The sequence below is a fragment of the Streptomyces viridochromogenes genome (assembly GCF_001270495.1).
Lineage (GTDB): Bacteria > Actinomycetota > Actinomycetes > Streptomycetales > Streptomycetaceae > Streptomyces > Streptomyces viridochromogenes_A.
Genome location: NZ_LGUR01000253.1, coordinates 22,598 through 41,783, shown reverse-complemented (window position 1 = coordinate 41,783; position 19,186 = coordinate 22,598). Strand labels below are relative to the sequence as shown.

Genomic DNA, 19,186 nt, shown 5'->3' with positions numbered 1-19,186 from the left:
GCGCGGCTCCCGGACTGCCCCCGGCCAGTCACCCATACCCGGGGAGAACCGACGGCGAAGCCTCTCGGCCGCAGCCGCTCAGGCCGAGCCCCCCACCGTGAACCCGATCGCCGCCCCGCCGCCCTCCCGCCGGAAGGCGAAGGGCGCTCCCCCGTGCGACAGCGCCACCTCCCGCACGATCGACAGCCCGAGCCCCGAACCGGGCAGGGACCGCGCGTCGGCGGCACGGTAGAAGCGGTCGAAGACCCGGAACAGGTCGTCCTCGGCGATGCCCGGCCCTCGGTCGAGGACCTCGACGCGCACGGTCCCGGGGCGGGCGGGTCCGGCGACGTTGATCTCGATCGGTGCGATGCCGTCGCGGTCGAACTTCGCCGCGTTCTCGACGAGGTTGGTCAGCGCGCGCTGGAGCATCCCGGGCCGCCCCTCCGTCGTCGTGTCGCCGCTCACGCGGACCACGATCCGCCGTCCCGTGCGCCGCCGGGTGAGCCCCGCGACGTCCTCGGCGATGTCGGCGAGGTCCACCCGCTGGGCCGGCTCGGTGTCGGACTGCCCGGCCGCCAGGTCGACCAACTCGTTGACCAGATCGGTCAGTTCGCGTGCCTCCTGGCCCAGGTCGGCCACCAGCTCCTCGCGGGTGGCGGGCGGCAGCTCGTCGATGCGGCGCAGCAGGGAGATGTTCGTACGCAGTGAGGTGAGCGGCGTACGCAGTTCGTGGCCCGCGTCCTGCACGAGCCGCCGCTGGTCCTCCTCCGACTGGGCCAGCCGGCCCAGCATGCGGTCGAAGGCGCGGCCCAGGCGGCCCACCTCGTCGTATCCGGTGACCGGCACCTGGATGCCGAGCCGGCGGGTGCGGGCGACGTCCTCGGCGGCGGAGGTGAGGACGACCAGCCGGCGCGTGATGCGCCGGGCCAGCCACCAGCCGAAGAGCCCGGCGAGCGTGACCACCGCCGCCATCAGCAGCAGCGTCCGCTGCTGGAGCGCCCGCAGCAGGTCCTCGGTGTCGCTGAACTCCTGGGCCACCTGCACCGCACCCCGCCCGCCGCCGAGCGCGACGGTCGCGATGCGGTAGACGTCGCTGTCGACGCCGACGTCCTTGTGCTGGACCATCCGCCCGGCCGTCCCGTCGACCGCGATCCGCCGGTCGGCGGACGTGACCGGCAGCCCCGGGCGGCCCGGGTCGACGACGGCGCCGTCCGGGCCCAGCACCTGCACATCGGTACGGGCCGGCCGTACGAGATCGTGCCCCGGCGCGGAGGACGAGAAGTCCTCCGGGGTCATCGGCCGCTGCCGGACCTCACCCCGCAGATCCTGCACGACCTCGTCGAACACCGACTCCTGGTCCACCCGCACCAGCCGGGCGGCGGCCGTGTACGACAGCAGCCCGACCAGGACCGTGACCACGGCGGTCACGGTCGCGAAGGACACGGCGAAGGTGGTGCCGAGTCCCGATCTGCGGCGCCCCGTCAGCAGTCTCCCGAGCCGGCGCCGGGCGGCGCCCACTCAGTCCTCCCGCAGCACGTAACCCACCCCGCGGACCGTGTGGATCAGCTGCGGGGCGCCCGGCTCGTCGAGCTTGCGGCGCAGGTAGCCGACGTAGACGGCGAGGTTCTTGGAGCCGGGGCCGAAGTCGTAGCCCCAGATGCGGTCGTAGATGGTGGAGTGGTCGAGGACGATGCCGGCGTTGCGCACCAGCAGCTCCAGCAGCTCGAACTCGGTCCGCGTCAGCTCCAGCTCCCGCGCGCCCCGCCACACCCGCCGCGCCTGCGGGTCCATCCGCAGCCCGGCCGCCTCGACCAGCCGGCCGGACGTCTCCGGAGCGGGCTGCTTCGGTACGTCGACGGGGGCGGCGGCGCCGTTCGACTCGCTGGTGCGGCGCAGCAGGGCGCGCAGCCGGGCGAAGACCTCCTCCACGTCGAAGGGTTTCACCACGTAGTCGTCGGCGCCCGCGTCCAGGCCGGCGATGCGGTCCTGGGTCTCCACGAGCGCCGTCAGCATCAGGATCGGGGTGCGGTCGCCCTCGGCGCGCAGCACCCGGCAGACCTGGAGCCCGTCTATGCCGGGCATCATCACGTCGAGCACGAGCACGTCCGGTGGCGTGCGATGGGCCTGCGCCAGCGCCTCGACACCGTCGGCGACCGCGGTGACCCGATAGCCCTCCAGGGTCAGCGCGCGCTCCAGGGCGTGGCGGATGGCGCGGTCGTCTTCGGCGAGGAGCACAGTCTGGGGCACGGGTTCATACTGCCAAGGCCGTCGGCGGTTGGGCCGTGTGAGGGAGCTAACGATCATCCTTCTTACTGGGATCTCACCGTCACACGGCCGTCATGGGGCTCCTCAAACGCCGGACGGGCCGGAGAGTGCCGCCAGCCCGTCCGGCGCCCACTCGATACGCCCGTCCAGCCTCCGCGCGGACGCAGCCGTCGGGCTCATGCGGTGGTCACCTCTGCCGAGCCCTTCCTGGCCAGCAGCGAGGCGTGGGTGGGGGCGTCCGGCACCCCGGCGGGGCGCCGCGCCGCGAACTCCTTGCGCAGCACCGGTACGACCTCCTCGCCGAGCAGGTCGAGCTGTTCCAGGACGGTCTTGAGCGGCAGCCCGGCATGGTCCATGAGGAACAGCTGGCGCTGGTAGTCACCGGCGTACTCGCGGAAGGACAGCGTCTTCTCGATCACCTGCTGCGGGGAGCCGACCGTCAGCGGTGTCTGGTCCGTGAAGTCCTCCAGCGACGGCCCGTGCCCGTACACCGGCGCGACGTCGAAGTACGGCCGGAATTCCCGCACGGCGTCCTGGGAGTTCTTCCGCATGAAGACCTGCCCGCCCAGCCCGACGATCGCCTGCTCGGGCGTGCCGTGCCCGTGGTGGGCGTACCGGGTCCGGTACAGCTCGACCATCTGCTTGGTGTGGTCGGCCGGCCAGAAGATGTTGTTGTGGAAGAAGCCGTCGCCGTAGAACGCGGCCTGCTCGGCGATCTCCGGCGAGCGGATCGAACCGTGCCAGACGAACGGCGGTACGCCGTCCAGCGGGCGCGGCGTGGACGTGAAGCTCTGCAGGGGCGTACGGAACCTGCCCTCCCAGTTCACGACGTCCTCGCGCCACAGCCGGTGCAGCAGGGCGTAGTTCTCGATGGCGAGGTTGATGCCCTGCCGGATGTCCTGGCCGAACCACGGGTAGACCGGGCCGGTGTTCCCGCGGCCCATCATCAGGTCCACCCGCCCGTCGGCCAGGTGCTGGAGCATCGCGTAGTCCTCGGCGATCTTCACCGGGTCGTTGGTGGTGATGAGGGTGGTGGAGGTGGAGAGCACCAGCCTCTCGGTGCGCGCCGCGATGTAGCCGAGCATCGTCGTCGGCGACGACGGCACGAACGGCGGGTTGTGGTGCTCGCCGGTCGCGAAGACGTCGAGTCCGACCTCCTCCGCCTTCAGCGCGATGGCGACCATGGCCTTGATGCGGTCGCGTTCGGTCGGCGTACGGCCCGTCGTCGGGTCCGGCGTGACGTCGCCGACGCTGAAGATCCCGAACTGCATGGTCGCTCACCCTCCAGATTGTTGACGGTTCAACTATAGCCGGAGAACGGGGCCCGGCCGGGGACTATTCCCGAGGGCCCGCGACCATGGCCCTCGACCAGAGCCCGCGGCTACCCCCAGTGCGGGTCCCTGCCGGTCCGCGCGAGCAGCCGCTCGAACGCCGACGCGCCCTCGGCCGCCGGCACCGGCTCCCCGAACACCCCCATCTTCCTGGCCGTCGGCGCCAGCTCGTCCACCGCGGCGGACAGCTCCGCCACGACCGCCTCGTCGGCACCCGGGTACTCCTGACCCGTCGCCCGCGCCAGATCCCACACATGCACGGTCAGGTCGAGCAGCGCCATCGAGCCCACCAGCCGCGCGGGCATGTTCATCCCGCCGGTCGTCCCCTCCTCGGCGCCGGGCGCCGACCAGGCCGCCACCAGCCGGTCCGTCTCGTCCGTGAGCCGCTCCCGCCACTTGGGACTCCCGCCGACCCGGTCGGGCGTCTCGCCGAAGTCCGACGCCTCCTTCGCGGCCAGCCGCTGGAACTGCACGATCACCTGGAAGAGGTGATTGACCAGGGCCTTCACGTCGTACTCGGCACAGGGCGTGGGAGCGGCGAGGGCGGTGTCCGCTATGCCCCGGACCACCGGGACCGCCCGCTCGCGCGCCATGCCCAGCAGCTCACCGATGCCGTACGTCCTCACAGGGTTCGTGTCCATGCCTCGACCGTAGGGACACGGACCGCTGCCGTTCTTGAAGAAACGCGACGTACGATCCGGCCATGGAGGCACCCCGCCACGACACCCGCGGGATCGTCGACCCGGCCGCGCTGCTGAGCCGCGTGCGCTTCCGCCGCCACGAGCCCGCCGAGCCGCTGCGCCGGTACGTCGAGTGGTACTGGCTCATCGACTGGGACCTGCCCGCCCCCTACGCCTCCCACATCGTCCCGCACCCCTCCGTCAACCTCACCTTCCAGTGGGACGGGGCCGACGAGGAACAAGCGCCTCCCTACGGCGAGGTCACCGGCGTCGCGCTCGGCCTGTACGCCAGGAAGCTGACCGGACGGGGGCGGGTCTGCGGGGCTAAGTTCCGGCCCGGCGGCTTCCGGCCGTACGCCCCCGAGGTGCCGGTGTCCCGCTGGACCGGCGTGGCGCTGCCCGCCCAGGAGGTGTTCCCGCAGGCCACACGGGACGCCGCCCGCTCGGTCGTCACCCCCGCCGACGACCATGCCCGGGTGGCCGCCCTGGACGCCTTCCTCCTCACCCTGCCCTGCGAGCCGGATCCGCAGGCCGACCTCGCCATGGACCTCGTCCGGCGCATCCGCGCCGACCGCACGGTCCGCCGCGTCGGCGACTTCGCGCACGCGCAGGGTCTGTCGGTGCGGGCGCTGCAACGGCTCTTCTCCACCTACGTCGGCGTCAGCCCCAAGTGGGTGATCCTCCGGTACCGCATCCATGAGGCCCTGGAACACGCCGGCACCCACAGCGACATCGACTGGGCCACCCTCGCCACCGAGCTCGGCTACGCCGACCAGGCCCATCTGGTGCGGGACTTCACGGCGACGGTGGGGGTGCCGCCCGCGGCGTACGCGGCGGAGGCCGGAGCCGGGGGCTGAGGCCGGGGCCAGGGCCGGGGATCAGGGCACGAGCACCAGCCGACCCCGCACCCCGCCCTCCGCGAGCCGGGCATGCGCCTTGGCGGCATCGTCCAGCGCGAACGTCTCGGCCACCCGCGTGGTCAGCACCCCCTCGTCCACCAGCCGCACCAGCTCCGCCAGCCGTGCCCCGTCGGCGCTCACCTCGACCGCCCCGGTCCGCACGCCCCGAACGGAGGCGGGCTCGGCCTGCGGGATGACGCCGATGTACCGGCCCCCGTCCCGCACCCACGCCAGGGCCGGCTCACCGAGGACGGCGGCATCCAGCACCAGCACCCGCTGCACACCACCCCGCCGGGTGCCGTCCGCGACCCCGCCGCTCCACACGGTGTCGAACTCCAGCAGCACCTCCGAGGGCGCTCCCCGCAGCCGTACCCGCAGACCGAGCGACTCCCCCACCCCGCCCGCGTCCAGCGCCCCGACCCGGCACCACACGACCCGCTCCCCCGCCCGCGCACACCCCTGAGGCAGCTCCTGCCGGTCCGCCAGCGGCTCCGACCAGCGCAGCCGTACCGTCGCCGCCGCCGTCGAGTCCGGCACGCCGCCCGGCCCGTGATGGTGCGGAGTGAACCGCACGTGGACCCGGCCGCCGGACATGGCAGCGGAACCGTGATAGGTCAGCTCCGCCTCCGGGCCGCGCCCGCGGCCCTCCACCGCCCCGGTGACCGGAGCCACCCCGCCGACCACCGCCACCACGGCGGCACCGCACACCGCAGCAACCCGCATCCGCCGCATAAGGCCCACTCCTCGACTCCACCACCGTGGTCGTAGGGGGATGTATCCCCCGCGGGGCGAGCCGCAGGCGCCGTCCAACAGGTGACACGGGGCCCGGACTCAAGGCGTGCGGGGCGGGTGCGGGGGCGTGCGAAGCTGACCGCATGCTCGTCCTCCGCTCGGCCGCCCTCTTCGTCGTCGCCGCCCTCTTCGAGATCGGCGGCGCCTGGCTGGTCTGGCAGGGCGTGCGCGAACACCGCGGCTGGCTGTGGATCGGCGCGGGCGTCATGGCCCTCGGCGCCTACGGCTTCGTCGCCACGCTCCAGCCCGACGCCCAGTTCGGCCGCATCCTCGCCGCCTACGGCGGTGTCTTCGTCGCCGGCTCACTGGCCTGGGGCATGGTCGCGGACGGCTACCGCCCGGACCGCTGGGACGTCACGGGCGCGCTGATCTGCCTCGCGGGCATGGCGGTGATCATGTACGCGCCGCGAGGAAACTGAGCGAGGCTCCGAGGGCGCTTCAAGTCGATCGCTTCACGTCGGCGGCAGCAGTCCCAGCTGGTCCAGGAACTCCATCTCGTCGAAGTAGAGCCGGTAGTCGACGATGTGCCCGGTGTCGTCGATGGTGGCCAAGTCCACCCCGCGGATACTGATCTCCTTCTGCGTCGCCGGCAGCGTCTCCCCGGTGGGCAACTGGATCGGCCCCGTGTTCCGGCCGCGGAAGATCCCCTCGTCGATGGCCGTGTTGCCGATCTCGTACGAGTGCACCGACTCGTACGAACCGTCGGGAACCGCCTCCGTCATCTGGCGCCAGTACCCGGCGATGTCGTCCCGCCCGTGCAGCTCCCCGCCGTCGGGGGTGACGGCGACCGCGTCCGGTGCGTAGAGCTCGGCGATGGCCTTGGAGTCCGCCGTGGTGATCGCCGCCGTGAGCCGGTCCATGACCTCACGTGCCTGTCCCATGATCCACCTCCCGTGGTGGAGGATGACCCCTCTCATTCTCCCACCGCCGACCCGGGTCGGCCGCCCGCCTATCCTGGCCGGACAGCGTCCGGAACCGACCCGCTCAAGGAGCAGCCATGCCCACCGCCGCACCGTCCGCCGCCTCCCGCATCGCCGTCATCACCGGTGCGAGCAGCGGAATCGGCGCCGCCACGGCACGCCGGCTCGCCGCGGCCGGCTACCGGGTCGTCCTGACCGCCCGCCGCAAGGACCGCATCGAGGCGCTGGCGGAGGAGATCAACGCGGCCGGCCACTCGGCGGCGGCCTACCAGCTGGACGTGACGGACCGCGCCGCGGTCGACGAGTTCGCGACGGCCTTCAGGACGATCGGCGTCCTCGTCAACAACGCGGGCGGCGCACTGGGCGCCGACCCCGTGGCCACCGGCGACCCGGCCGACTGGCGCACGATGTACGAGACGAACGTCATCGGCACCCTGAACCTCACCCAGGCGCTGCTCCCGAAGCTGGAGGCGAGCGGCGACGGCACGGTGGTCGTGGTCTCCTCCACCGCCGGCCACGGCACCTACGAGGGCGGCGCCGGCTACGTCGCCGCCAAGCACGGCGCCCACGTCCTCGCCGAGACCCTGCGCCTGGAGATCGTCGGCCGACCGGTCCGCGTCATCGAGATCGCGCCCGGCATGGTCAAGACGGACGAGTTCGCCCTGACCCGCTTCGCCGGCGACACGGACAAGGCGGAGAAGGTCTACGAGGGCGTCGCCGAGCCCCTCACGGCCGACGACGTGGCCGACACCATCACCTGGACGGTCACCCGCCCCAGCCACGTCAACATCGACCTCCTGGTCGTCCGCCCGCGCGCCCAGGCGTCCAACACGAAGGTCCACAGGGAGCTGTAGTGGCGGAAGAAGTGGCGGAAGACGGCGGCAAGGACAGAGCCAAGAACAAGGCCAAGGACGACGGCCCGCACAACGAACGCCAGATGTGGTGGTGGCTGGCCTACTTCCTCTTCGGCATCCACATCGTGGCGTTCGTGATGATCTACGCGGTGACGCACGCCCCGAAGTGACGGCTGACGGCCCGTCGAGCGGCCGTCAGCCCTTCACGCACACGACCTGCTTGAGCTTCGCCACGACCTCCACGAGGTCCCGCTGCTGGTCGATGACCTGCTCGATCGGCTTGTACGCACCCGGGATCTCGTCCACGACGCCGGAGTCCTTACGGCACTCCACGCCCCGCGTCTGCTCCTCCAGGTCCTTCGTCGAGAACCGCCGCTTCGCCGCGTTGCGGCTCATGCGCCGACCCGCGCCGTGCGAGGCCGAGTTGAAGGACTTCGGGTTCCCGAGGCCCTTCACGATGTACGAACCGGTGCCCATCGAGCCCGGGATGATGCCGTACTCGCCGGAGCCGGCCCGGATCGCGCCCTTACGGGTCACGAGCAGGTCCATGCCGTCGTAGCGCTCCTCGGCCACGTAGTTGTGGTGTGCGCTGATCTCGGACTCGAAGGCCGGCTTGGCCTTCTTGAACTCCTTGCGGACCACGTCCTTCAGGAGCGCCATCATGATCGTGCGGTTGTACCTGGCGTACTCCTGCGCCCAGAACAGGTCGTTCCGGTACGCCGCCATCTGCGGGGTGTCCGCGATGAAGACGGCGAGGTCGCGGTCGACCAGGCCCTGGTTGTGCGGGAGCTTCTGGGCCACGCCGATGTGGAACTCGGCCAGTTCCTTGCCGATGTTCCGGGAACCGGAGTGCAGCATCAGCCAGACGGCACCGGTCGTATCCGTGCAGACCTCGACGAAGTGGTTGCCGCCGCCGAGCGTTCCCATCTGCTTCCCGGCCCGCTCCGCACGGAACTTGACCGCTTCCGCGACCCCGTCGAACCGCCCCCAGAAGTCGTCCCACCCGGCCGTACCGAACCCGTGCAGCCGCCCCGGATCCACGGGGCTGTCATGCATGCCCCGCCCCACCGGAATCGCCTGCTCGATCTTCGACCGCAGCCGCGACAGGTCCCCCGGCAGGTCATTGGCCGTGAGCGACGTCTTCACCGCCGACATCCCGCACCCGATGTCCACCCCCACCGCCGCGGGACACACAGCCCCCCGCATCGCGATGACGGACCCGACCGTCGCGCCCTTTCCGTAGTGGACGTCCGGCATGACCGCCAGGCCCTTGATCCACGGCAGGGTCGCGACGTTCCGCAGCTGCTGCAGCGCACCGTCCTCGACCGTCGCCGGGTCGGTCCACATACGGATCGGAACCTTCGCGCCCGGCATTTCCACGTACGACATATCGCCCTCAATCCCCCGGAAACACATACAAGTCTGAAATCGCAAAACCGGCGCCAGGGTCTATGAAAAAGGACAACGGACCGGCGTCCACGGCAGTGCGTGCGATACACATTGTCTCCAGGTGGCGCCCCCGCGCGGCAAGCGATTAACCAGCGGGGACACTGAAAGACCGGCAATGGACCGAGCACACAGCACCGTCGAGAGGAGCCTGACCGTGCAGCGGAAGGCGTACGTATCCGGCGTCGCCGCGCTCCTCGTGGCGCTGCTGGCCGGCTGCACCGGCAGTTCCGACGACGGCGGCACGGCCGACGACTCCAACCCCGGCGACTCCGGTACGGCGACCGCGGCCGCCGAGCCCGGCCGGTACGCCACGCTGATCGAACCGTGTGGCGCGGTCGACCAGGAGACGCTCGACCTGCTGCTGCCCGGCATCAGGCAGGTCACGGACGAGGACCAGCGAGAGAAGGCGTACGAGGGCACACCGACGATCACCTACGACACCGACCGCAAGGCCGGCTGCCGTTGGAAGGCCGAGTCGACCGAGGCCACGAATCGCCTGTTCGTCGACTTCGCGCGCGTGGTGTCGTACGACACGTCGGTCAGCGACGACAGCGAGGCAGAGCAGCTCTTCGCGACCCGGCAGGTGGCCGCCGGCCTTCCGGCGCCGACGAGTTCCGAGTCCGGCGACGGTGCGGGCACTCCCTCCGCCGACCCGAGCGGCTCGCCCTCCTCGTCGCCTTCCTCCTCGACCTCACCATCGGCACCCACACCCTCTTCGTCCTCTTCACCCTCTTCGTCCTCTTCGTCCGCCGCCTCCGCCAGTCCGACAGACGGCGCGACGCCGGCCGAACTCCAGCCGCGCGTCCTCGACGACCTCGGCGACGAGGCCTTCCTCGACGACGAGCTGAGCAGCTCCGGTTCGACGGCTCAGCAGCGCACGGTGACTGTGGCGTTCCGCACGTCCAACGTGATCGTGACGATCGAGTACGAGGAGCAGCCGGCGACCGTCGGCGCGGTCCCGGACAGTGAGGAAATGCAGGACAGGGCCCAGAAACTGGCGGCGCAACTGGCCGACGCGCTGGCGGAGTAGCGCGCCCCGGTCGCCCCCGTACGCCCGAGTGCGACGTAACCGAAACGAGACCACACAGCTTCTTCACCGCGTACCGTGGCCCCTCGGACCCGATCCGACCGCAGGAACCACGAGTGTCAGTCATGAGTGAAGGAACCATGCAGCGAGCAGCAGAGCGAGACCCGCGTGACCGGCGTGACCAGGGCGAGCAGCGTGTGAGGGGTGGCCTTCACCGTGTCCTTGTCGGCGCGGCCGTCGTCCCCGTGATGCTGATCGCCGCGGGCTGTTCGTCGGACTCCGGTTCGGACGACGGGGCCGGCGACAGCGCGAAGACCTCCTCGTCGGCGCCGTCCGCGTCCGCGAGTCCTTCACCGACGGTGCAGGCGGCCGTGTACAAGTCGCTTCCCCAGCCGTGCAAGGTGCTGTCGAAGAAGACGCTGGAGGACCTGGTCCCGGAGTCGAAGTCCGGCAAGGCGGGCACGTCGGACGACACGTCGACGCGTGGCGCCTGCTCCTGGAGCAGCTTGGACAACAACGGCGTGAAGGGCTCGCAGTTCCGCTGGCTCAACGCCTCCCTGCTGCGCTTCGACTCGAACGTCACGCGCGGGTCGGGCGACAAGCTGGCGCGGGAGTACTACGAGACGCAGGTCCAGGACGCCCGTTCGGTGAGCGGCGCGAAGAACACGAAGTCGGAGCCGGTCGCCGGGGTCGGCGACGAGGCGACGGCGGTGCGCTACGACCTGAAGAAGAAGGAGGGTTCCTTCAAGCAGGTGACGGTCGTGGCCCGGGTCGAGAACGTCGTCGTCACGATCGACTACAACGGCGCCGGTTTCGCGGGCGACAAGGCCCCGAGCGCGGACACCCTGAACAAGCAGGCGCAGAAGGCGGCCAAGGAGGCGGTGGCCGCGGTGGCGAAGGCGAACGGCAGCGGCAGCGGCAGCGCGGGCACGCCGAGCAGCGCCCCGTCGAAGTCGGCGTCGAAGTCTCCCTCGAAGTCCCCGTCCGAGGGCTCCTCGAAGGCGGCGTCGAGCTCTCCCTCCAAGTCAGCGTCGAAGAAGAGCTGACCGTCACACCTGCCCCACCCCTGCGTCACAACGCGCAGCTCAGCCACGCCTGTTGCACGAGCCCGGCCCTCCTGAAGGGACCGGGCTCGTGGCATACGTGAATCCGTACGCCGCACATGTGTGCCACCCTGTTGCGCGCAACAACACGCACTGGGAGGGGAGTACGAGTGGCCGCGCCACCGCAGCTGACTCGGATGCACCGCATTCTCATCGGTGTGGTCGTGTTCGGCGCCGTCATCATCGCCGGCATCGGCTTCGCCGGTTCCTACGCGGCCGTCCGCGAGCTGGCCATCCAGAAGGGGTTCGGGAACTTCAGCTATGTCTTCCCGATCGGCATCGACGCGGGCATCTGTGTGCTGCTCGCCCTCGACCTTCTCCTGACGTGGATCCGCATCCCGTTCCCGCTCCTGCGTCAGACGGCCTGGCTGCTGACGGCGGCGACGATCGCCTTCAACGGCGCGGCGGCCTGGCCGGACCCGCTGGGTGTCGGGATGCACGCCGTGATCCCGATCCTGTTCGTGGTGGCGGTGGAGGCGGCCCGGCACGCGATCGGCCGCATAGCGGACATCACGGCCGACAAGCACATGGAGGGTGTCCGCCTCACCCGCTGGCTGCTCTCCCCGCTGCCGACGTTCCTGCTGTGGCGCCGTATGAAGCTGTGGGAGCTGCGCTCGTACGAGCAGGTCATCAAGCTGGAGCAGGAGCGGCTGGTGTACCAGGCCCGGCTGCGCTCCCGCTTCGGCCGGGCGTGGCGGCGCAAGGCGCCGGTGGAGTCGCTGATGCCGCTGCGGCTGGCCCGGTACGGGGTCCCGCTGGCGGAGACGGCCCCGGCGGGTCTGGCGGCGGCGGGCATCGAGCCGGCGCTGCTGCCTCCGGCCCCGAAGCAGGCGCTGGACGTGACTCCGGCGCCCGCACCCCAGCAGGCGACGCCTCCCGGCGAGCAGCGCCCGGAGCTGGTCGCCACGCCCCACCTGGACCAGGCGGGGCAGCCGGATCAGCCCGCGCAGCCGTATCGGCAGGAGCAGCCGGAGTACGTGCAGGACTGGTTCAACACTCCCCGCAACGTGGAGTACCAGGGCGGCTACGACCCCGCGTACAACACTCAGGAACAGTACGACCAGTGGTACCAGGAGCAGCTCCAGGCCGAGCAGTACCAGGAGCAGTTCCAGGAGGAGCCGCCCGTCCAGGAGCCCTCCCCGGAGGACACCGGCACCTTCCCGATCCCCGTGACCGGCAATCGCACCCGCCAGCTCGGTGACGGCGGTGGCCCCCCGGAGCCCTCGGATCCGACCGAGGAGGACTACTACCAGGTCTTCAAGAAGTCGATAGGCGGCACCGGCTACCCGACCCCGCGCGAGTTCAGCGAGAACGTCGAGGCGGAGTTCGGCACCGCGCTTTTGCCGGACGCGGCCAAGCGCATGGTCACCCGGTTCACGAATCTCTACAACGCGGAACTGGAAGCGGACCACATCGCCTGACGTGCAGCAGAAAGGGGCCCTCGCCGGAGGGCCCCTTTCGCGTACCGCTTACGCGTTCACTCGCTCACTCGCCGAGCAGGTGCCGGACCCGCTCCTGCCCCACCGCCAGCAGCAGCGTGGGCAGTCGCGGCCCCGTGTCCCGCCCGACCAGCAGGTGGTACAGCAGGGCGAAGAACGACCTCTGCGCGGTCTTGATCTCCGGCGGCAGCTCCTTGGGCGTGGCGTCCGCGGAGAACCCGGCCTGCACCTTGGGCACGCCGTAGACGAGGTGGGTCAGCCCGTCGAGCGACCAGTGCGACTCCAGCCCGTCGAGGAGCAGCCGCAGCGACTGCTGCGACGCCTCGTCGAGGGACTTCAGCAGTTCGGCGTCGGGCTCGTCGCGCACGATGGTCCGCTGGTCGGCGGGCACCTGCGTGTTGATCCACGCCTCGGCCTTGTCGTACCGGGGACGGGCCTCGTCCAGGGTGCCCAGCGGGTTCTCCGGGTCCAGCTCGGAGAGGATGCGCAGCGCCTGGTCCTGGTGCCCGGCGGTGATGTCGGCGACGGACGCGAGCGTCCGGTACGGCAGCGGTCGCGCCGTGCGCGGCAGCTCACCCCCCGCCGTGCGCACCGCACGGGAGTGCGCGGCGACGTCGGCGGGCAGAGCGGACCCGTCCGCCACCTTCGCGTCCAGCTTGTCCCACTCGTCGTAGAGCCGCTGGATCTCCTGGTCGAAGGCGATCTTGAAGGACTGGTTGGGCCTGCGGCGGGCGTAGAGCCAGCGCAGGAGCTGCGGTTCCATGATCTTCAGCGCGTCGCCCGGGGTGGGCACCCCGCCCTTGGAGGACGACATCTTCGCCATGCCGGAGATCCCCACGAAGGCGTACATCGGCCCGATGGGCTGCTTGCCGCCGAAGATCCCGACGATCTGGCCGCCCACCTGGAAGCTCGACCCCGGGGACGAGTGGTCGACACCGCTCGGCTCGAAGACGACACCCTCGTACGCCCACCGCATGGGCCAGTCGACCTTCCAGACCAGCTTGCCGCGGTTGAACTCGTTGAGCCGGACGGTCTCGGAGAAGCCGCACTCGTTGCAGGTGTACGACAGCTCGGTCGTGTCGTCGACGTACGAGGTGACGGTGGTGAGGTCCTTCTCGCAGTTGCCGCAGTACGGCTTGTACGGGAAGTACCCGGCGGAGCCGGAGCTGCCGTCGTCCTCGGCTGCCGCCCCCGACCCCTCGGCGGCCTCCAGCTCGGCCTCGTCGACCGGCTTCTGCGACTTCTTGGCGCCGCCCTTGGCCTTGGTGCGGTACTGGGCGAGGACGGCGTCGATGTCGCCCCGGTGCTTCATGGCGTGCAGGATCTGCTCGCGGTACACACCGGAGGTGTACTGCGCGGTCTGGCTGATCCCGTCGAACACCACGCCCATCTCGGCGAGCGCCTCGACCATCGCCGCCTTGAAGTGCTCGGCCCAGCTCGGGTAGGCCGAGCCCGCCGGCGCCGGCACGGAGGTCAGCGGCTTGCCGATGTGCTGGGCCCACGACTCGTCGACCCCGGCGACCCCGGCCGGCACCTTGCGGTAGCGGTCGTAGTCGTCCCAGGAGATCAGGTGCCGGACCTGGTGCCCGCGCCGCCGGATCTCGTCGGCGACGAGGTGCGGCGTCATGACCTCCCGGAGATTCCCCAGGTGGATGGGACCGGAGGGCGAGAGCCCGGACGCGACGACGACGGGTTTGCCCGGGGCCCGACGCTCCGACTCCTCGATGACCTCATCCGCGAAACGGGAGACCCAGTCGGTGGTCTCGGTGCTCTGAGCCACGATCGGCACGTCCTTCTTTCTCCAGGGCAGCCGTACGGTCAACGGCTGGCGCCGTCCATTGTCCCAGACCCGCTAAGCGGCGCAGCCGCTTATCAAGGGGCGCGGTCCGTATCGATATGCGGCTCCGCCGCGTGGGCGCGACCAGCCTCCACCGGCCCGCACGCGGCAAGGGTCGGCACGCCCCGAGCTCGTAGCCGCAAAAACCCCTTTACCCCCCATGGGATACTGACCGTGTCTATCGATTCCCACGAGGAGAACGGCACCCACACCCATGGCCTCGGTCACGTCCCTCACCGCTTCCGTCCACCAGCGCATCGCCGACGCTCTCGCTTCCGCCCTCCCGGAAGCCGCCGGAGGCGACCCGCTTCTGCGACGCAGCGACCGGGCCGACTTCCAGGCCAACGGGATCCTGGCGCTCGCCAAGAAGGCCAAGACGAACCCGAGGGAGCTGGCGACGCAGGTCGTCGGCGACGTCGTCACCGGTGACGTCATCAAGGACGTCGAGGTCTCCGGCCCCGGCTTCCTGAACATCACGGTCTCCGACAAGGCGATCACGGAGAACCTCGCGGCGCGCCACGCGGACACCGAACGCCTCGGCGTCCCCCTCAAGGACACCCCCGGCATCACCGTCGTCGACTACGCCCAGCCCAACGTCGCCAAGGAAATGCACGTCGGCCACCTCCGCTCCGCGGTGATCGGCGACGCCCTCCGCGGCATGCTCGACTTCACCGGCGAGAAGACGATCGGCCGGCACCACATCGGCGACTGGGGCACCCAGTTCGGCATGCTCATCCAGTACCTGTTCGAGCACCCCGGCGAGCTGGCGCCGCCGGAGGACGTCGACGGCGAGCAGGCCATGTCGAACCTGAACCGGGTGTACAAGGCGTCGCGCGCTGTCTTCGACGCGGACGAGGAGTTCAAGGAGCGGGCCCGCAAGCGGGTCGTCGCCCTCCAGTCCGGCGACAAGGAGACCCTCGAACTGTGGCAGCAGTTCGTGGACGAGTCGAAGGTCTACTTCTACTCGGTCTTCGAGAAGCTCGACATGGAGATCCGGGACGAGGAGATCGTCGGCGAGTCCGCGTACAACGAGGGCATGCCCGAGACCGCCCGCCTCCTGGAGGAGATGGGCGTCGCGGTGCGCTCCGAGGGCGCGCTCGTCGTGTTCTTCGACGAGATCCGCGGCAAGGACGACCAGCCGGTCCCGCTGATCGTGCAGAAGGCCGACGGCGGCTTCGGCTACGCGGCCTCCGACCTGACGGCGATCCGCAACCGTGTCGTCGACCTGGACGCGACGACGCTGCTCTACGTCGTGGACGTACGCCAGTCCCTCCACTTCAAGATGGTCTTCGAGACGGCCCGGCGGGCCGGCTGGCTCAGCGACGGCGTCACCGCGCACAACATGGGCTACGGCACGGTGCTCGGCGCGGACGGCAAGCCGTTCAAGACGCGTGAGGGCGAGACCGTACGGCTGGAGGACCTGCTGGACGAGGCCGTCGATCGGGCGACCGCGGTCGTGCGCGAGAAGGCCGAGAAGGTGGGCCTGGCCGAGGAGGAGATCGTCGAGAACGGGCGGTACGTCGGGATCGGCGCCGTGAAGTACGCGGACCTGTCGACCTCGCCGAACCGTGACTACAAGTTCGACCTGGACCAGATGGTGTCGCTGAACGGCGACACGTCGGTCTACCTCCAGTACGCGTACGCCCGTATCAAGTCGATCCTGCGCAAGGCGGAGGGTGCCGCCCCGGTCGCGCACCCGGAGGTCGAACTCGCCCCGGCGGAGCGGGCGTTGGGCCTGCACCTGGACGCGTTCGGCGACACCGTCTTCGAGGCCGCCGCGGAGTACGCACCGCACAAGCTGGCCGCGTACCTGTACCAGCTGGCGTCGCACCTGACGACGTTCTACGACCAGTGCCCGGTGCTCAAGGCCGAGACCCCGCAGCAGACGGAGAACCGCCTGTTCCTGGTCGAGCTGACGGCCCGGACCCTCCACCGGGGCATGGCCCTGCTGGGCATCCGGACGCCCGAGCGGCTCTGACCCACCCGCAGAACGAGCACCGCGGCCCGTCCTCTCCCCCGCAGGGAGGGCGGGCCGCGGCGGGTGTGCGGTCGTCAGTCCGGATCAGCAGCCGACGGCGTTGAAGTCCCAGAACGCGGCCCTGGTCTTCGGTCCGGCGATCCCGTCGTCGTCACCTGCGTTGAAGCCCCAGAAGTTCAGGTAGCGCTGCAGCGCCCCGATCGTCTTGGGGCCGACCTTTCCGTCCTCTGCTCCAGCGTTGAAGCCCTGGTCGTTGAACATCTTCTGCGCGGCCGTCCAGCTCTTGGTGCCGAGCTGCCCGTCGATCGTGCCGGGGTTGTAACCCTCGTCGCGCAGCCAGCACTGCCAGTTCTTGGCCCGTTCCGTGTTCAGGCCGAGGTTGTTCACCGCGAGGATGGAGACCTCGGAGTTCACGGCCGGCTTCACGTCCTGCGCCGCGAAGCTGGTGCCCGCGGTCGCGAGGCCCCCGGCGGCGAGGCCGACGACGGCGCTGACGCTGACGAGGGTCCTGGTCCAGACATTCGGTCGCATGCGTTTCCCTCTCGATCTGGGTCGGGTGGCGGTCCGTGCCGCCTGGCTTGCGATACGAGAGTGCGGGGCCGGTGACGAGGGCTGCCACAGTCGCCGCGCAACTGACGTCATGGCGGGACGTCCCACCCTCTGACCTGCGTGGACGCCGACCGCCGGGACGCCGCCGCGGGACATCTTCGGCGGGACATCCGTGGCGGGGCGGTGGCCGATTCCGTACCGGTGCGGGAACCCGCTTCCGCTGCGGGCCGTGGATGCTGATGCAGAATGCGCGGGGGCGGGGGCCGCTGACCGACGGACCACGCGCCCGGACCGTGAACGCGAGTGGGGGGAACATGTCGCGTTGGGCAGTGCTGCCCGCGGAACTGGATCCGCGCGTGCGGCAGTTGGTGGTGCGATTACGCCGGCTGAAGGATCACAGCGGGCTGAGCCTGCGGCAGCTGGCGGCGAGGACGGGGTACAGCCCGAAGTCGTGGGAACGGTATCTGGGCGGCAGGTCGCTACCGCCCGCGGAGGCCGTCGAGGCGCTGGCCCGGGCGGTGGGCGAGGATCCGACGCGCCTCCTGGCCTGCCATGAGGTCGCCGCGGAGGCATGGGGGAACAGGCGCGCCGAGGCGGCGGCAACGGGGCCGGAGAGCCTCTCCTCCGAGGCCGTCGAAGGCACGGAAGCCACCGAGGTCACCGACGCCACCGCCGTCACCGGGGCGCGCCCACCGGGCCGTTCGCTCCGTGTCACGCTCATGGCAGGGACCCTGGCCCTGGTGCTGGCGGTCGCCACGGCCGTCCTGCTCGTCGTACGACTGGGAGGCGGCGAGGAGGAGCGGCCCACGGCCCCGCTCGCCGCGACCGCCACATCGGCCTCCGCGCCGGCCCCGCAGTCGACACCCATGTACACGTGCCGCATCGAGCGGACCGACGGCCGCTGGTACGCGGGCATCAGCCGCACCCGGGGCGCCATCCTGGCGACCGGCCACGCGGGGCCGGAGGTGGCCGAGGCGCAGTGTCTGCTGCGCCGGGCGGGCCTCTCGCCGGGCGGCATCGACGGGATCTTCGGACCGGTGACGGAACACGCGGTCAAGCTGGCGCAGAAGCGGGCCGGGCTGGTCGTGGACGGCATCATCGGCCCACACACCTGGAAGGCCCTACGGCGATGACGACACCGCCGCCCGAGCGGGCCCGACTGGCCGCCTCCCTGCGGGGGTTGAAGGCGCGGACCGGCCTGAGCCTGGCCGCCCTCGCGGCGAAGACCGCGTTCAGCAAGTCGTCGTGGGACCGCTACCTCAACGCCGGGACGCTCCCGCCGCGCGACGCGGTGCAGGAGCTGTGCCGCCTCGCCGGTGAGCCGGAGGGACGCTGTCTGGCCCTGTGGGAGATCGCCGAGTCGGAGGGGAGCGGACGGGCGGCGACGGCAGCCCCACGCTCCCCTTCTCCGGCCTCGTCTCCGCCGCCCCCGCCGCCCCTTCCGCCGTCTCCTCCTCCGCCACCGGAAGAGGCCGTGCCCGCCGGCGACACCGCCGACGCCGGCTCCGTCCGTCGCGGTGCGGCGACCGTGGCGGTGCTCGCGTCGGTGGGTGCCCTGGTAGCCGGGGGCGTCGCGGCGGTGGCCCTGCTGCTGCCGCACCGGGACGACGAACGCCGGGCGTCCCTGCCTCCGCCCTCGTCCGCGGCAGCGCCGCGCTGCCGGGGAACGGTCTGCGAGGGCCAGAGCCCGATGCACATGAACTGCGCCGCCGCGCCCGCGACCCTCGCCGCGTACCGCACCGCCACCGGTGCCTGGGTGGAACTGCGCTACAGCGTGGAGTGCGGGACGAGTTGGGCGCGGATGTGGGCGACGCACATCGGTGACCGGATCGAGATGACGGCGGGCAGCCGGGACCGTCGTGACGCTCCCGAAAGCCGCAAGGACCGTGGGGGCCGCATCCGGAGCGCCGAGGTCCAGGACGACATCGACGCGGACGCCTACGTCTACACACCCATGACGGCGGCTCGTCCAGGGGCCGTCGTCCGGGCCTGCTTCCGGCCCGCGACAGGGGGCGAGGGGGAGTGCTTCAACAGCCGCGTGGGCAGATGAGTCGGCGAAGTCGCGTTGTCAGTGCCGGCCT

Annotated in this window: 19 protein-coding genes; 10 read left to right on the top strand and 9 right to left on the bottom strand. The window is 71.0% G+C overall.

From position 1 onward, the window contains the following. Positions 1–78: 78 nt before the first annotated feature. The 4 genes from ADK36_RS40790 to ADK36_RS40775 form a co-directional block, all read right to left on the bottom strand. Positions 79–1,500 (bottom strand): HAMP domain-containing sensor histidine kinase, encoded by a 1,422-nt coding sequence (locus tag ADK36_RS40790; RefSeq protein ID WP_048586582.1) that lies wholly within the window; start codon positions 1,498–1,500, stop codon positions 79–81. Further along, positions 1,501–2,217, bottom strand: a complete 717-nt coding sequence (locus ADK36_RS40785; protein ID WP_048586583.1) for a response regulator transcription factor — start codon at positions 2,215–2,217, stop codon at positions 1,501–1,503. A gap of 206 nt (positions 2,218–2,423) precedes the next feature. Next, positions 2,424–3,518 (bottom strand): LLM class flavin-dependent oxidoreductase, encoded by a 1,095-nt coding sequence (locus ADK36_RS40780; RefSeq protein ID WP_053201220.1) that lies wholly within the window; start codon positions 3,516–3,518, stop codon positions 2,424–2,426. 110 nt (positions 3,519–3,628) lie between these two features. Further along, positions 3,629–4,219, bottom strand: a complete 591-nt coding sequence (locus ADK36_RS40775; protein ID WP_199830356.1) for a TIGR03086 family metal-binding protein — start codon at positions 4,217–4,219, stop codon at positions 3,629–3,631. A 62-nt stretch (positions 4,220–4,281) separates the two neighbouring features. Here ADK36_RS40775 and ADK36_RS40770 point away from each other — a divergent pair, with 62 nt between their 5' ends. Then, positions 4,282–5,115 carry a helix-turn-helix domain-containing protein gene (locus ADK36_RS40770; protein WP_053201216.1) on the top strand — a complete coding sequence of 278 codons (834 nt, stop codon included), beginning with the start codon at positions 4,282–4,284 and terminating at the stop codon, positions 5,113–5,115. Positions 5,116–5,136: 21 nt separating this feature from the next. On the opposite strand, the gene ADK36_RS50810 is transcribed toward ADK36_RS40770, so the two are convergent. Then, positions 5,137–5,889: a zinc-binding dehydrogenase gene (locus ADK36_RS50810; protein ID WP_053201214.1), complete on the bottom strand. Its 753-nt coding sequence runs from the start codon at positions 5,887–5,889 to the stop codon at positions 5,137–5,139. A gap of 143 nt (positions 5,890–6,032) precedes the next feature. Between ADK36_RS50810 and ADK36_RS40760 the strand changes: the two genes are divergently transcribed. Beyond that, positions 6,033–6,368 (top strand): YnfA family protein, encoded by a 336-nt coding sequence (locus ADK36_RS40760; protein ID WP_048586471.1) that lies wholly within the window; start codon positions 6,033–6,035, stop codon positions 6,366–6,368. A gap of 33 nt (positions 6,369–6,401) precedes the next feature. Here ADK36_RS40760 and ADK36_RS40755 read toward each other — a convergent pair whose 3' ends face one another. Further along, the gene (locus ADK36_RS40755) at positions 6,402–6,830 is read right to left on the bottom strand and encodes an ester cyclase (RefSeq protein ID WP_048586472.1); all 429 of its coding nucleotides are present in this window, start codon (positions 6,828–6,830) and stop codon (positions 6,402–6,404) included. Between the two features lie 116 nt (positions 6,831–6,946). Between ADK36_RS40755 and ADK36_RS40750 the strand changes: the two genes are divergently transcribed. Then, a complete protein-coding gene (locus tag ADK36_RS40750) occupies positions 6,947–7,723 on the top strand; it encodes an SDR family NAD(P)-dependent oxidoreductase (protein ID WP_048586473.1) in 777 nt (258 codons plus the stop codon). Next, positions 7,723–7,893 carry a hypothetical protein gene (locus ADK36_RS49280; protein ID WP_159029315.1) on the top strand — a complete coding sequence of 57 codons (171 nt, stop codon included), beginning with the start codon at positions 7,723–7,725 and terminating at the stop codon, positions 7,891–7,893. The genes ADK36_RS40750 and ADK36_RS49280 overlap by 1 nt, the downstream gene beginning before the upstream one ends. 25 nt (positions 7,894–7,918) lie before the next feature. On the opposite strand, the gene ADK36_RS40745 is transcribed toward ADK36_RS49280, so the two are convergent. Beyond that, positions 7,919–9,112 carry an RtcB family protein gene (locus ADK36_RS40745; protein ID WP_048586474.1) on the bottom strand — a complete coding sequence of 398 codons (1,194 nt, stop codon included), beginning with the start codon at positions 9,110–9,112 and terminating at the stop codon, positions 7,919–7,921. Between the two features lie 214 nt (positions 9,113–9,326). Here ADK36_RS40745 and ADK36_RS40740 point away from each other — a divergent pair, with 214 nt between their 5' ends. From ADK36_RS40740 to ADK36_RS40730, 3 genes are all read left to right on the top strand, one after another. Continuing rightward, positions 9,327–10,202, top strand: a complete 876-nt coding sequence (locus ADK36_RS40740) for a hypothetical protein (protein ID WP_048586498.1) — start codon at positions 9,327–9,329, stop codon at positions 10,200–10,202. Positions 10,203–10,324: 122 nt separating this feature from the next. Then, complete coding sequence (locus ADK36_RS40735) at positions 10,325–11,245, top strand: DUF3558 family protein (protein WP_053201212.1); 921 nt, start codon at positions 10,325–10,327, stop codon at positions 11,243–11,245. 194 nt (positions 11,246–11,439) lie between these two features. Then, positions 11,440–12,723 (top strand): DUF2637 domain-containing protein, encoded by a 1,284-nt coding sequence (locus tag ADK36_RS40730; protein ID WP_048586476.1) that lies wholly within the window; start codon positions 11,440–11,442, stop codon positions 12,721–12,723. A 64-nt stretch (positions 12,724–12,787) separates the two neighbouring features. On the opposite strand, the gene lysS is transcribed toward ADK36_RS40730, so the two are convergent. Next, positions 12,788–14,530 carry a lysine--tRNA ligase gene (gene lysS, locus ADK36_RS40725; RefSeq protein WP_048586499.1) on the bottom strand — a complete coding sequence of 581 codons (1,743 nt, stop codon included), beginning with the start codon at positions 14,528–14,530 and terminating at the stop codon, positions 12,788–12,790. Between the two features lie 262 nt (positions 14,531–14,792). On the opposite strand from lysS, the gene argS reads away from it, so the two are divergent. Beyond that, positions 14,793–16,556 carry an arginine--tRNA ligase gene (gene argS, locus ADK36_RS40720; RefSeq protein WP_048586477.1) on the top strand — a complete coding sequence of 588 codons (1,764 nt, stop codon included), beginning with the start codon at positions 14,793–14,795 and terminating at the stop codon, positions 16,554–16,556. A gap of 84 nt (positions 16,557–16,640) precedes the next feature. Here argS and ADK36_RS40715 read toward each other — a convergent pair whose 3' ends face one another. Continuing rightward, complete coding sequence (locus tag ADK36_RS40715; protein WP_048586478.1) at positions 16,641–17,087, bottom strand: peptidoglycan-binding domain-containing protein; 447 nt, start codon at positions 17,085–17,087, stop codon at positions 16,641–16,643. Positions 17,088–17,419: 332 nt separating this feature from the next. On the opposite strand from ADK36_RS40715, the gene ADK36_RS40710 reads away from it, so the two are divergent. Together ADK36_RS40710 and ADK36_RS40705 are read left to right on the top strand one after the other, a co-directional pair. Further along, a complete protein-coding gene (locus tag ADK36_RS40710) occupies positions 17,420–18,238 on the top strand; it encodes a peptidoglycan-binding protein (RefSeq protein ID WP_053201210.1) in 819 nt (272 codons plus the stop codon). Beyond that, on the top strand, positions 18,235–19,155 hold the full coding sequence (locus ADK36_RS40705) for a helix-turn-helix domain-containing protein (RefSeq protein ID WP_053201208.1): 921 nt from the start codon (positions 18,235–18,237) through the stop codon (positions 19,153–19,155). Before ADK36_RS40710 ends, ADK36_RS40705 begins: the two co-directional genes overlap by 4 nt. The last annotated feature ends 31 nt before the right edge of the window (positions 19,156–19,186 follow it).

Coding starts and splice junctions, on each gene's coding strand:
- ADK36_RS40745 (WP_048586474.1), bottom strand. CDS start 9,112: ATGTCGTACGTGGAAATGCCGGGCGCGAAGGTTCCGATCCGTATGTGG.
- ADK36_RS40770 (WP_053201216.1), top strand. CDS start 4,282: ATGGAGGCACCCCGCCACGACACCCGCGGGATCGTCGACCCGGCCGCG.
- ADK36_RS40730 (WP_048586476.1), top strand. CDS start 11,440: ATGCACCGCATTCTCATCGGTGTGGTCGTGTTCGGCGCCGTCATCATC.
- ADK36_RS40710 (WP_053201210.1), top strand. CDS start 17,420: ATGTCGCGTTGGGCAGTGCTGCCCGCGGAACTGGATCCGCGCGTGCGG.
- ADK36_RS40705 (WP_053201208.1), top strand. CDS start 18,235: ATGACGACACCGCCGCCCGAGCGGGCCCGACTGGCCGCCTCCCTGCGG.
- ADK36_RS50810 (WP_053201214.1), bottom strand. CDS start 5,889: ATGCGGCGGATGCGGGTTGCTGCGGTGTGCGGTGCCGCCGTGGTGGCG.
- ADK36_RS40735 (WP_053201212.1), top strand. CDS start 10,325: ATGAGTGAAGGAACCATGCAGCGAGCAGCAGAGCGAGACCCGCGTGAC.
- argS (WP_048586477.1), top strand. CDS start 14,793: ATGGCCTCGGTCACGTCCCTCACCGCTTCCGTCCACCAGCGCATCGCC.
- ADK36_RS40755 (WP_048586472.1), bottom strand. CDS start 6,830: ATGGGACAGGCACGTGAGGTCATGGACCGGCTCACGGCGGCGATCACC.
- ADK36_RS40750 (WP_048586473.1), top strand. CDS start 6,947: ATGCCCACCGCCGCACCGTCCGCCGCCTCCCGCATCGCCGTCATCACC.
- ADK36_RS40760 (WP_048586471.1), top strand. CDS start 6,033: ATGCTCGTCCTCCGCTCGGCCGCCCTCTTCGTCGTCGCCGCCCTCTTC.
- ADK36_RS40715 (WP_048586478.1), bottom strand. CDS start 17,087: ATGCGACCGAATGTCTGGACCAGGACCCTCGTCAGCGTCAGCGCCGTC.
- ADK36_RS40775 (WP_199830356.1), bottom strand. CDS start 4,219: ATGGACACGAACCCTGTGAGGACGTACGGCATCGGTGAGCTGCTGGGC.
- ADK36_RS40780 (WP_053201220.1), bottom strand. CDS start 3,518: ATGCAGTTCGGGATCTTCAGCGTCGGCGACGTCACGCCGGACCCGACG.